The 11,676-nt window shown below is 68.1% G+C and carries 10 protein-coding genes and 1 tRNA gene; 5 read left to right on the forward strand and 6 right to left on the reverse strand.

Annotated elements, in window-relative coordinates; all coding sequences use genetic code 11:
• Window positions 1-11: 11 nt before the first annotated feature.
• The 5 genes from KY572_RS38915 to KY572_RS38935 all read right to left on the reverse strand — a co-directional run bounded on the left by KY572_RS38915 (window position 12) and on the right by KY572_RS38935 (window position 4,921).
• On the reverse strand, window positions 12-1,112 hold the full coding sequence (locus tag KY572_RS38915) for a hypothetical protein (protein ID WP_224248796.1): 1,101 nt from the start codon (window positions 1,110-1,112) through the stop codon (window positions 12-14).
• 129 nt (window positions 1,113-1,241) lie between these two features.
• Complete coding sequence (locus KY572_RS38920) at window positions 1,242-1,634, reverse strand: hypothetical protein (RefSeq protein ID WP_224248797.1); 393 nt, start codon at window positions 1,632-1,634, stop codon at window positions 1,242-1,244.
• 10 nt (window positions 1,635-1,644) lie between these two features.
• Complete coding sequence (locus tag KY572_RS38925; protein ID WP_224248798.1) at window positions 1,645-2,685, reverse strand: hypothetical protein; 1,041 nt, start codon at window positions 2,683-2,685, stop codon at window positions 1,645-1,647.
• A 9-nt stretch (window positions 2,686-2,694) separates the two neighbouring features.
• The gene (locus KY572_RS38930; RefSeq protein ID WP_224248799.1) at window positions 2,695-4,497 is read right to left on the reverse strand and encodes a vWA domain-containing protein; all 1,803 of its coding nucleotides are present in this window, start codon (window positions 4,495-4,497) and stop codon (window positions 2,695-2,697) included.
• A 314-nt stretch (window positions 4,498-4,811) separates the two neighbouring features.
• A tRNA-Gln gene (locus KY572_RS38935) sits at window positions 4,812-4,921 on the reverse strand.
• A 110-nt stretch (window positions 4,922-5,031) separates the two neighbouring features.
• Between KY572_RS38935 and KY572_RS38940 the strand changes: the two genes are divergently transcribed.
• The 4 genes from KY572_RS38940 (at window position 5,032) to KY572_RS38955 (ending at window position 9,548) form a co-directional block, all read left to right on the forward strand.
• On the forward strand, window positions 5,032-7,389 hold the full coding sequence (locus KY572_RS38940) for a serine/threonine-protein kinase (protein ID WP_224248800.1): 2,358 nt from the start codon (window positions 5,032-5,034) through the stop codon (window positions 7,387-7,389).
• A 145-nt stretch (window positions 7,390-7,534) separates the two neighbouring features.
• Entirely contained in the window at window positions 7,535-8,371 is an 837-nt protein-coding gene (locus KY572_RS38945; protein ID WP_224248801.1) for a fatty acid desaturase family protein, read from the forward strand.
• Window positions 8,368-8,748, forward strand: a complete 381-nt coding sequence (locus KY572_RS38950; protein ID WP_224248802.1) for a hypothetical protein — start codon at window positions 8,368-8,370, stop codon at window positions 8,746-8,748. The genes KY572_RS38945 and KY572_RS38950 overlap by 4 nt, the downstream gene beginning before the upstream one ends.
• 254 nt (window positions 8,749-9,002) lie before the next feature.
• The gene (locus KY572_RS38955) at window positions 9,003-9,548 is read left to right on the forward strand and encodes a dihydrofolate reductase family protein (RefSeq protein ID WP_224248803.1); all 546 of its coding nucleotides are present in this window, start codon (window positions 9,003-9,005) and stop codon (window positions 9,546-9,548) included.
• 74 nt (window positions 9,549-9,622) lie between these two features.
• Here KY572_RS38955 and KY572_RS38960 read toward each other — a convergent pair whose 3' ends face one another.
• Window positions 9,623-10,657 carry a threonine aldolase family protein gene (locus KY572_RS38960; protein ID WP_224248804.1) on the reverse strand — a complete coding sequence of 345 codons (1,035 nt, stop codon included), beginning with the start codon at window positions 10,655-10,657 and terminating at the stop codon, window positions 9,623-9,625.
• A gap of 329 nt (window positions 10,658-10,986) precedes the next feature.
• On the opposite strand from KY572_RS38960, the gene KY572_RS38965 reads away from it, so the two are divergent.
• Entirely contained in the window at window positions 10,987-11,604 is a 618-nt protein-coding gene (locus KY572_RS38965) for a hypothetical protein (protein ID WP_224248805.1), read from the forward strand.
• The last annotated feature ends 72 nt before the right edge of the window (window positions 11,605-11,676 follow it).

An 11,676-nucleotide genomic window follows, 5' to 3' on the forward strand; every position in this document is an offset into this window, starting at 1 on the left:
AAGCCGAGCCGTCACAGCAGGTTCATATAGGCGATGATGTCCTGCTTGTCCTGGGGGCTGAGGAGGATGCCGCGCGGAGCGAGGACGGCGGTGTAGTGGTCCAGCACGTCGCCCAGCGTCTTGGCCACGTTGTCGTGGAAGTAGGGCGCCGTGTTCTTGATGTTCCGCAGCGAGCCCATCTTGAAGAAGTTGAAGTCCTCGAGGCGGCCGGTGATGAGGAAGCGGCCGGGATCGGGCGAGACGCGAACCTCGGACAGCCCATCCGGGCGCCGGATGAGGAACGTCTGGAGCGGATACAAGGCGAGGTTGGTCTCCGAGACGAACGCGTTGGAGAAGCGGGAGCCGGGAGGCTGACCGAGGAGGTTCCGAGGCCCCGTCTCGTTGAGCAGGGGACCGCTGTGGCACTGGCCGCAGGCGCCGTCGGGCTGGAAGAAGGCGCGGCCCCGCTTCTCGGACTCGGTGTTGCCCTCGGGGAGCGCCGGAGCCACACCCGTGTCCGCGTAGTCCCGCATGGCCTGGGAGGAGAACAGCTGCTGCTCGAAGGAGGCGATCTGCGCCAGCTCCCCGGAGGTGGGCGTCCGCCTGGCCTGGGCGTGCCCCATGATGGCGCTGTGGGCCTGACTGGTGAGGGTGGGCTCGCGGCCATCGGCCATCAGCACGGGATCCAGCGCGGGGGTGTCGAGGGTGCTCGGGATGCCTCGAGCCACGGTGACCTGGGAGGCGAAGGGGTTGAGCAGCAGCCGGGTGTTCGAGGGCAGCGGGAGCGACACGAGGATGGTCGCGTCCTTGAGCAGCCGGAGGTAGGTCAGGCCCGTGACGCCATCATCGCTGTCGAGGGCGCGGAACATGGGATCGTTCCGGTTGCTCGCGTAGCGCGACTGGAGCTCCGCCGGAGAGACGGTGCCGGTGGCCAGGCTGTGGCACGTCTCGCAGGTGCGCCCGTTGCCGCCGAAGGTCTCCTGCCGGAAGAGGGCCTCCCCAGGGGTGGAGAGGCGGGTCCGGGACGCTCCCACCTCCGCCGCGTCGGTGGGGGCCAGGCCTCCGCAGCCCGTGGTGAACAGCAAGGTGGCCAGCACGGCCTGCCGGATCCGCTTCGTCGCGCTCTGTGCCATCGCACGTCTCTCTGAAATGAGTGTCTGAACTCATTTGCGTCGAGACGGTGAAATTGGATCTTTGCGCGAATTCTGATGTTCCGTGGGTTCCCGGGTCAGCGGCGCCCCACCCGGATAATTGCCCCAGGCCTACTCGGAGGGAGCCTCGGGCGGACTGATAGCGCCGCCGGGCTGGGCCATGCCGGAGGCGAGCCGGAGCAGCTGGGTCCACCATGGCTCCTCGGCGACACGGGCCTCCTGACCGTCGCGATCCCGGACGATCATCCCGTCCGGAGCGACGACGGAGAAACGGGGCCGGGTGCCGAGCGCCACGATGAGCGCCTCCATGGTGGTCTCGTCCTCGTGAGAGAAGGCCAGAGGGCCCACGGGGTGGCTGTGGGAGATCTCCGCGAGCTGCGCGCGGCGGCTCCAGATGGCCTCCCACCGGGCCCGCGAGTCGGGGAGCGAGACGGGGCTGGTGGACGCATCGCTCCAGAGGATGCGCCCTTCGCCATCGATGAGGAAGCAGACCTCGCGTCGCATCTCGGAGCCCTCACGCATGCCGGAGGATGACGAGGCGGTCCGTATCGATCGCTTCCTTGATGACCGACGGCAGGCTCTCGAGCGTCACGAGGTTGTCGCTGGGTGGGTGACCCAGGCAGATGCCGGAGTCCACCACCTGGAGCGTGGCCATGTTGACCACGGAGATGAAGCGCTCGTCCATGAAGGTGAAGATGACCTCCAGGTTGTCACGGCCTAGCACGCGGGCGCTGCGCATCCTCGCCCCGGCGGCCTCCAGGGCCAGCTCGGCGCGAGCCATCGCATCCTCCTCCCAGACGCGCCGCTGTCGCCCTCCCCTCTGCGCCTGCGCCCCGGGCTGGGCCTGGGGCGGGCGCTGGGCCTGAGCCTGGACGTGCTGGCGCGCTCGCTCCACCACCTCCTCGCGCCTTCGCTGCTCATCCTGGCGCATGCGCAGCTCCCGCATCTCGCGCTCGGCCAGAGCCCGCTCGTCGGCGAGAGCCCTCAGGACCCGCTCGGCCTCGGGGCGCCCCTGCTCGGCGACAGTCCCCAGATGGGGGCGCAGCTCCGCGGGCGCCGCGGGGATGCGGAGCCGGCGTGACACCCCCTCCAGCAGGGCAAAGGCGAAGGCCGAGCGCAGCGTGGCGGGCACACCCTTGACCTGGGCCAGCGAGGCCTCCTCCTCGAGCGCCCGCCGCGCCGCCTCCTCCGCCTCGCTCTCGAAGTCGAGCGAGTCGAAGAGCAGCTCACCGGAGTGCCAGCGCCGGGTCCTGCAGGGCGTGAGCCGGGCAGGCTCCTCCTCGGGGAGGAAGTGCACGCGCTCCGCGATGGAGCCCTCGCGCACGAGCCGCTCCCCCACGAGGTGCCCGCGCACGGAGGGCAGCGCCTCCAGGGCCTCGGGCTCGGCGGGCCCCAGGGCGGTCGCGTCACGGCCCTTGATGCGGAACCGGTACCAGCCGGGTGTAGCGGGCTCGGTGGCGAGCCGCAGGCGACGGTCCGCGGCGTGGAGGAAGGCGCCGCCGAAGTACGGCAGCACCCGCTCCTCTTCCTTGCCCAGGAACTTCCGGTAGTCCACGCCTGCCTCCTACGCGGTAGCGCTCTTCACGATGGCTCCCGTCGGCGTGAGCTGGAGCAGCGGCGTGCGCATCACGCGCTCGACCCAGCCCGACTGCGGCGCGCCACCGGCGGCCACCGGCGCGTCCAGGAGCGCCTTGAGCACCCGCGGCACCTGATAGGGATCATTGAAGCTGTCCACGGACACCTCGCTGAAGGGCACCTTGAGCTGGTTGGCGGCGCTCTTCACCGTGCTGCCGCGCGCATGGGACACCGAGACGAGCATCGCCAGCGCCGAGACGGCGTACCCGCAGTCCCGGAAGGCGCGAGCGAACTGGTCACCCGCCTCGCCCGCCTCGTCGCCCACCACGATGGTCACCAGACGCGCCGTGGGAGGGAACGTGACGCCGGCCTGGTGCAGCGCGCGCACCGCCGCCGCGTGCATGGTGCCGCCGCTGGCCTTGATGTCCTTGAGCATGTGCTGGACGGCGGTGCGCGACGGCGCCTTGGGACGAAGCACCGTGCCCACGGTGTCGAAGGTGGCGATGTGCAGCTTGTCCATCGGGAAGCCGGCGAGGATGCGCGTGAGCGCCTCCTTGGACTGCTCGATGGCGCCTTCCATGGAGCCTGACTTGTCGATGAGGAACATGACCCGCACATCCGCCTCCGTCGTTGCCTCGGCGACGGCCTTGCGCGCGGCGTTGTCGGCGGCCTCCTCCAGCTTCTCTCGTAGCTCCTTGTTGCGGACGTTCTTCGCCACGTTCAGCGCCCGCTGGTCCGTGGACTCGGCCACCGCCTTCTCCCAACGAGCCCGGATCTCCGGCTCGGCCATCAGCCCCAGCTCCTCCAGCGTGGGCGTCAGCATCCGGATGTCCCGGTCGGACAGCGAGGGAAGCAGCGCCACCATGATGGCGGGCGTGAGCCCCACGTCCTTGGGCAGCCGGCCCACCACCTCCTTGTAAGTGAGCTTCTGCGACTCGATGGCCTCGCAGATCTCAGCCTCGGAGAGCCCGTCGAAGCGCTCGCTCTTGGCCAGCTTCAGGTTGGTGAGCCCCACGCTACGGTGTCCGCCCGCCGCCTGCTTCTGCTTCCAGCCGAGGATCTCGAAGAACGCCTGCGACTCGGGCTTGTACCCGGCCTTGCGCGCGATCTTCTTGATGGTCTCCTTGAAGCCTGCCTTCACCAGGCCGGTGAGCATGGCCGGGTTCTTCTCGCGGATCGCCAGCCACCGGGTGGCCGCTCGCTTCCAGCGCCCGAGCGGCGGCTTCTTCGAGCCCGGGTCGGCGAAGCCCGCCTTGCGGTTGAGCGCGGCGATCTCCGGCGTCTCCAGCAGCTCGGCCACGCGAAGCACGGCCTTGGGCGTGAGCATGCGCGTGGACTTCTTCTCGTAGTGCAGCAGCATCGCCTCGCCGATGGAGCGGAAGTCATCGTCGTGGAAGGCGACGGAGCCGTCCTCCTCGCGCACCGGCTGCCCGGAGCGGCTCTGCACCAGCATCAGCGCGGCGCAGGCGACCTTGAGGTCGCGCCACTCCGTCTGGGTGAGCGCGTAGGAAGAGAAGTGCGCCATCAGGTCCTGGTTGAGCTGGTAGATCTCCAGCAGGCGCCGGTAGAGGTTGACGGCAGCCGGGACGAAGAGGCCGGGAGGCACACGCACCGCGTTGGCGGGCACGGCGACGCCGCGCTTCCTGGGAGCAGGCTGCCAGACGTTGCGGACGCTGAGGCCGGGGCGGTTGTGCCACAGGTGCGCCGAGGAGCTCAGAACCAGATCGAGCAGCTTCTCGGCGGGGCCCAGCTGGGCCTCGGGCAGCAGCGGTGGGTTGCGCGGGGTGTTCATGGGAATCCCTCCGAGAGGGAGTCTCCTCGAACACGGCCTGTCGCGCGAACCTTTCCGCAGCAACGGGTGATGGAAGGAAGGAAGCGCCCGAGTGAAGAAGCCCTGTTTTCAGACTCGCGCTCTAACCTCTGAGCTATCTCCCGATGGAGTCGGGAGAGCCGGATTCGAACCGGCGACTTCGAGTTCCCAGTGCTTGTATGGCCTCTTCGGCCGGACGCGGATTCGTCAGAAGAAGATTGAAACGCCCGAGTGGGGAAGCCGATTGACGTCTCGAGTCGAAATCGAGTGCCTATCCATTAGGCTATCCCGTCATATGGTGACGGGAGTTGGAGTCGAACCAACATGAGGGCTTGTATGGCCTCTCCGGCCGGGCGCTTCAAAAGCGTTCGCGAGCAGCGCGGCGTGTCGCCATCACCGTCTCGCCTATGCCTGGAAGGACGCGAGGCCCGCGGCGCGCCTGACACGGCATTTTCGGGGGGATTTTCCAGGGCGTCCGTGCCGCCCAGACCCGCCGGGTAGTAGGATACCCGCCCCATGTCTCTGGAAACGGGTGAACAGTTCGGCCGCTATGCGCTGGAGTCCCAGCTGAGTCGGGGCGGCATGGCCGAGACCTGGCGCGCCCGGCTGCTGGGCGAGGCCGGCGTCACCAAGCCCGTGCTCATCAAGAAGGTGCTGCCCGAGTTCGCCACCGACGAGGCCTTCATCGCCATGTTCATCAGCGAGGCGCGCATCTCCGCCACGCTGTCTCACGGCAACATCGCCCAGGTCTACGACTTCGGCCGGGTGGGCGGGGACTACTTCCTGGCCATGGAGTACGTGGACGGGCAGCCGCTCCACCGCATCACCAAGCGCGCGCGCCGCTCGGGCCTGGGCACCCTTCCCGCCCCCATCGCCACCTTCATCGCCTTGGAGATGTGCCGGGGCCTGCACTACGCCCACACCCGTAAGGATGCCACCGGCCAGCCCCTGGGCATCGTCCACCGCGACATCGCCCCGGACAACGTGCTCGTCAGCTACGAGGGCCAGGTCAAGATCGTCGACTTCGGCATCGCCAAGGCGCGCCAGCTGCGCGGGTTCGACACCGAGCCGGGGATCGTGAAGGGCAAGTACCTCTACTTCTCTCCCGAGCAGGCCCGGGGCGAGCAGGTGGATGCGCGCACGGACGTGTGGGCCACGGGCATCGTCCTCTACGACATGCTCTGTGGCCGGATGCCCGTGGTGGATCCTCCGTACGTGGCGGTCCCCAAGCTGGCCCGGGGTGAGTTCCCCCGCCCCTCCGTGCTGAACCCCTCCCTGCCAGCGGAGCTGGACGCCATCGTGATGCGTGCGCTGTCCATCCATCGCGACGAGCGCTACGAGTCCAGCAACGCCTTCGGAGACGCGCTGGCGGAGTTCCTCTACAGCACGACGCCACGCTTCTCCGCGCTGTCGCTCTCCCACTTCGTCCAGGAGCTCTTCCGAGAGGATCTGCTCAGCACGGGCCACGAGGTACAGGTGCCCCAGTCGTTCCGGGAGCAGCTGGCCCAGTGGAAGGGGCAGCTCGCCACGTCCCCTTCTTCGCCTGGGCTGTCCCCCACGGTTGCCCCGGGCACTCCTACTCCGTCCCCGGCTCCGCTGCCCGCCCAGCCCTCGCGCCTGGCGCACTACCTGGGCGTGGGGCTCGGTGCGGCGCTCGCGGGAGCCATCCTCGCCGTCGCCTTCATCAAGGCCACGCTGCCCGCGATGGTCGATGCGCCCGCGCCTCCTCCCACCGTGCCGCCTTCGCCCCAGGTTGCCGTCGCACCTCCGCCGGTGGAGCCGGCACCGCAGCCGCCTCCCGAAGACACGGCTCCACCGGAGGCCACACCCGAGCCCGCCTCAACTCCAGAGCCTGAAGCGCCCCATGTTCGCGCCTCGGCCTCATACCCGGTCGAAGCCATCCGGCTCGATGCGCGGCAGGACGTGATCAACATCGGCGACGTCGCGCAGAAGCTCTCGCTGGAGCCGGGAGCCACCTACCGCATCTCCGAGCCCAAGCCTCCCCACGGCAGGGCCCCTCTGTTCTTCTGGCTGTCGGGCGCGGAGCTGCGCGCGAAGGATGGCGTGGGCGTCCTCTCCCAGCGGCCCGTGCAGGTGAAGGGCGCCCAGGAGCTCAAGGTCTTCCTGCTCGGCCCGCTCCACGCCGAGTCCCGCCCTCGCGAAGTGCTCGTGGAGAACGTCCAGGCGAAGACCCGCCAGCGGCTCGCGGTCAGGCCCGACACGACAGCCAGCCTGGAGCGGGCCTTCGAGCTCAAGAACCTGGACCCGACCTCCACCTATGAGCTGACCCTGGTTCCGCTCGAGAACGGTGCCTTCACCCGGGGAGCCACGGGCGGTGCGCTGGAGCAGATCGGCTGCGTCGGGCTCGCCGCGAGCGGGGAGAGCCCGGGAGGCAAGGAACCGGTGCCGCCCCAGGACCAGCAGTTCCTCCTGACGACGCAGTCGAGCCTGAACCTCTCGAAGGCCAGCAGCCTGCTCTGCGGCTTCATCGATGATGACCCCGCCGACAACCAGGGTGAGTTCCAGATCCGCATCGTCCAGTCGGGCGCGGGCCTGGAGTGGACCAGCCCCTCGCCCTATGCCCTGGCGTTTCCCAAGGCCGGAGAGGTCAAACGCGTCTTCGAGCAGGCCCTGCGCCTCTTCCAGAAGAAGCAGTACGACGGAGCAGCGATCTTCGCCGAGCGGTGCATCTCCCTCGATTCGCAGGACGCGGACTGTCACCTGCTCGCCGGTGCCACGTACGCGTCGATCCCTGGCCGGGGCGACAAGGCCACCAGCCACTACAAGACCTTCCTGACCCTGGCTCCGACCCACTCACTCGCCGCCTCGGTCAAGCGAGACCTGGTAAAGCTCGAGCAACAGAGCAGCCCATAGCTCCATCTTGCGCATGAGGGAGTTTGCTCCCTCGCGGATGTGTTACGGAGGGATGGCTCGCCGAGCAGACCATGGAAGCGCCGGGATTCACTCGGCGGCGCCCTGCCTGCAGCGGTGACCTCGGTGGCGTGAGAGCGGGTGGACGTTGTCGCAAGCGACGAAGGCGAAGTTCCTGGAATCAGGGCGGTTTCACCAGCAGCTCAAGGCAAGGGTCGAGGATGTCGTGGGAGGCTCCTCCTATGTGTGGGGCTGGAAGCACAACATCTTCCACCACAGCCACCCCAACGTGACCGGGCTCGATGAGGACATCGACATCCAGCCCCTGTGCCGGCTCGCTCCGGGCCAGCGCTCCTCTGGCGCCCACCGCTTCCAGCACTTCTACATCTGGGTGCTCTACGGGCTCCTCCCTCTGAAGTGGCACTTCATCGATGACTTCAGGAACCTGATCTCCGGCCGGATCGGACAGCAGAAGATGCCGCGCCCCACCGGGTGGAAGCTGGCTGGCGTGCTCGGCGGAAAGGTCCTGTTCATCGGCTGGGCCCTGGTGGTGCCGGCGCTCTTCCATCCCCTCTGGCAGGTCGCGCTCGGCTATGCGCTGACGTCGTTCGTCCTCGGGGTGACGCTCTCCACCGTGTTCCAGCTCGCGCACTGCGTGGAGGAGGCGGAGTTCCGCGAGGTGCCGCGAGACAGCCTCACCTTCCCTCGCGAGTGGGCGGTGCACCAGGTGGAGACGACGGTCGACTTCGCGCGGGGCAACTCGCTGCTCAGCTGGTATCTGGGTGGGCTCAACTTCCAGGTGGAGCACCACCTCTTCCCGCGCGTGAGCCACCTGCACTACCCTGCGCTCTCGCGCATCGTCGAGCAGACCTGTCGGGAGCACGGCGTCCGCTACCGCTCACAGCGAGGCCTGGGTGCGGCGCTGAGGAGCCATGTTCGTTGGCTCAAGCGCATGGGGCAGCCTGTCCTCGGAGGTGCGACATGAGTGATGAAAACGTTGAGAAGGTTCGGTTCGGGCGTGCGCAGAAGTTCAGGCTCTCCCCGAAGGGCATCGAGGCCAAGGAGGCGTATACGCTCATGGTCAAGGAGGCCCAGTCAGGCTCGGGACGTGCCCAGTTCGACGCGGCCCGGACGGGATGGGGGACCCCCCGTGGACTGTCTCCCGAGGATGGGCTCTTCCTCGTGGAGTTTGGCGAGGGAGATCGAACGATCCCCGAGGCCGTGCGCAACCTCGATGGCTGCGGCACCACCGCCAAGGAGGTCAAGGTGGCTGTCGAGCGGCTTCTCGCATGCGGAATGATCGAGCCAGTGCCCGCTCCGTCCCCCGCTCCCGTCGCGCCCTCCTCTCGCCGGTACTGGTAGCCCTCGCGACGGCTCGGGCACTTTGAGTTGCCTCCGAGCTCGGCACGGGTTTACTCTTCCAATCGGCGCTTCACGGCGTCGTCCATGATCTCCGTTCGCTAACCCACGCTTTCAGTGACCTCCCCCTTCGCTCCGGCGCCCTGCCGTGGCGTGTTGTGGGCTGTCGTCCGACTGCGTGGGCCTCGACCGAACCCCTGCTGCGAGTTGCCTGGCTGTTCCGCCCGTCGTTTCGGGCCTGCGCTCTGGAGATCTGGATGAAAAAGCTCAAGTACCACCTTGCATCCACCGTTGACGGCTTCATCGCCACCGAGAACCACACCATCGAAGCCTTCATGCAGGACCGGCTCGTGAAGGAGAGCGAGCACGTCGCCGACTACATGGCCTCATTCGCGACGTATGACACGGTCTTGATGGGCCGCCGGACCTATGAGTTCGGCCTGAAGCTGGGAGTGACGGACCCCTACCCGGCCATGGAGACCTATGTCTTCTCGCGCTCGATGAAGGAGAGCCCGAACCCGCGCGTCAAGGTGCTCTCCGATGACCCCGCGGGAGTGGTCCGCCGCCTGAAGGAGCGAGAGGGCAGGGACATCTTCCTCTGCGGAGGAGGCGAGCTCGCGTCGCTGCTCTTCGCCGCGGGGCTCGTCGACGAGGTGCTGATCAAGCTGAACCCGCTGCTCCTGGGCTCGGGAATCCCGCTCTCTCCCAAGCTCCAGAACTTCGTCGACCTCGAGCTGCTGTCCACCAAGGTCTACAAGAATGGAGTCGTGCTCCTGCGCTACTCCGTCATGAAGCGGCAGTGAGCCCCTGACCGAGTGGCCCTGGAGTCCTCGATGAGTTCCACGAGGCTCCAGGGCCCTGCCTCGTGAGCCGTAGCTCAGGCGGGCGAGAGCAGGCGGGAGAAGGCTCGCGCGGCGTCCGCATCGCTGATGTCCCCGAGCGCCGGCCCTACCTGAAGCTCCGTCTCGACGACTCCGGGCACGCGCGTCTGGATGAAGCCGTTCGCCACCCAGATCCCCTGCTCGCTCGCGATGCGGTCCCGCTGCTGCCTGAGCGCCATCGCATCTCCCCGAAGGAAGACGCGGAACAGATTGGTCTGCACCGGCCTGGGGAGCACCGTGAGCCGCGTGTCGCTGGCGATGGCCTCGGACAGGGACTTCGCTCGCTGGACGTAGCCGGGAATGCGGGCCAGCACCTCATCCAGCCGCATCGCCGCGGACGCCGCGTAGGGCAGCATGTGGAAGATGTTCCCGCCGTGCCGATGCCGCCAGGTGCGCGCCTCATTGATGAAGTCACGCCCGCCAACCAGCATCGCGCCGCCCATCGCCCCCACCATCTTGTAGAAGGACACGTAGACGGAGTCGAAGCCCCGACAGATGTCCGCGTAGGAGCGCCCATAGAAGGGCTGGCTCTCCCAGAGCCGGGCACCATCCATGTGCAGCTTCACTCCGCGCTCACGGCAGGTGCGCTTGAGCTCCTCGAGCTGCTCCCACGTCTGCAGCTGCCCACCCAACCAGCGCACCGGCAGCTCCACGCTGACCGTGCCCAGTCGATCGGGCGCCTCCCGCACGTCACTGGCCAGCACCGGCCGGGTCCATGGCGAGACATGGACCGCGCGCAGCCCGTGCAGCACCTCGTAGCTGTCGCTCTCGTGAAGCACGTGATGGGAGGAGGGATGCAGCCCCACGTTCCGGTTGCCGCTGGCGTCCGCATACATCCGCAGCACGATGAGCTGGGCCATCGTGCCGGTGGGCATGAAGCACCCATCCTCGAAACCGAGCAGCCCCGCCACCTTGCGCTCGAAGGACTGGACGAGCTCTCCGTTGCCGTACACGTCCGCCGACGCGCCCTGCTTCTTGACCCACTCGCCGATGCGGATCAGCTCGGCGCCATCGTCCTCAGGAGCTCCCATCGGGAGAAAGACGCGGCAGCTTCGCCGCAGGCGCGCCACCTGCTCTGCTCGGGAGCTCGCGGCGGCGCCTGGGGCCCCTGCCCCGTCGGCCGCGCCCGCCTTCGGAGGTGGAGGGCTCCTGGGCGCCGCGGCCCTCCCCGTGCCTGGCAGGAGCGACGTGCCAGCCAGCAGGCCCGAGAGGGCGAGAAACTCGCCCCGACTGAAATTCCGATGGGTCATCGATGATCCTTCCACAAAGCCGAGCGTGGCATGATGTAGGGACTCTATCTGGGAGAAGTCGCCGGGAGCGGCAGCGGCTGAGGCCGGTGGTGGATGGAGTCGGAGAAAGCATGCACGGTGACTACGAGCAGCGGTTCCTTACCGCCTTGATGGGCGAGGTCGGTCGCATCATCCCGTTCCAGTCGGTGAAGACGATCGGCAACATCTCCAACACGGGGGGCAAGCAGCACCACCTGGCGGTGTATGTCCAGCTCCAGGAGCAGATCTTCTTCGCGACGACGGCCGGGGTGAGTGCGCTGCCCGTGCCCCCCGGCACGGGTGAGGGCATCGACTACTTCGAGCTGTGCGCCTTCACCCGCGGCCACTCGCCGAACGTCCTGTGGCGCTTGTCGAACATCGCCAACTACATGCTGGGGGCCATGTCGCCCATGTTCTACGGCTCGCCGGAGCAGGCCCTGGCCGCGGCCTCCGCGCCCGCGGGCTCGAATCCAGGGGCGACGTTCCGCCCGCTCGAGACCATTCGGGGTGGAGACGAGCGGCTCCTACTGGTGCCTCGCGTGCGGGTGAAGGTACCCCAGGGCCCTACCGTGCAGGTGATAGAGCCCATGCTGTTGACGGATGCGGACTGGCAGGAAATCGGGCAAGCGGACATCGACGGCCGTCTCCAGTGGCTCTCGAAGCTGGGCCTGCGCTCGATGGACCGGTGGACCCCCATCCTGAGCGGGTGACGTGCCCTCCTGACAGGTGATGCCAGAGAGCGAGGAGCCGAGCGAGGGGGTCCTGGTACACCCGCGCTCTGG

The organism is Hyalangium gracile, from assembly GCF_020103725.1.
In the GTDB taxonomy this organism is placed as follows: Bacteria; Myxococcota; Myxococcia; order Myxococcales; family Myxococcaceae; genus Hyalangium; species Hyalangium gracile.

Excerpts from the sequence above, each read along its gene's own strand:
- KY572_RS38940 (WP_224248800.1), top strand. The coding sequence starts at position 5,032 with ATGTCTCTGGAAACGGGTGAACAGTTCGGCCGCTATGCGCTGGAGTCC.
- KY572_RS38965 (WP_224248805.1), top strand. The coding sequence starts at position 10,987 with ATGCACGGTGACTACGAGCAGCGGTTCCTTACCGCCTTGATGGGCGAG.
- KY572_RS38950 (WP_224248802.1), top strand. The coding sequence starts at position 8,368 with ATGAGTGATGAAAACGTTGAGAAGGTTCGGTTCGGGCGTGCGCAGAAG.
- KY572_RS38930 (WP_224248799.1), bottom strand. The coding sequence starts at position 4,497 with ATGAACACCCCGCGCAACCCACCGCTGCTGCCCGAGGCCCAGCTGGGC.
- KY572_RS38955 (WP_224248803.1), top strand. The coding sequence starts at position 9,003 with ATGAAAAAGCTCAAGTACCACCTTGCATCCACCGTTGACGGCTTCATC.
- KY572_RS38920 (WP_224248797.1), bottom strand. The coding sequence starts at position 1,634 with ATGCGACGCGAGGTCTGCTTCCTCATCGATGGCGAAGGGCGCATCCTC.
- KY572_RS38915 (WP_224248796.1), bottom strand. The coding sequence starts at position 1,112 with ATGGCACAGAGCGCGACGAAGCGGATCCGGCAGGCCGTGCTGGCCACC.
- KY572_RS38960 (WP_224248804.1), bottom strand. The coding sequence starts at position 10,657 with ATGGGAGCTCCTGAGGACGATGGCGCCGAGCTGATCCGCATCGGCGAG.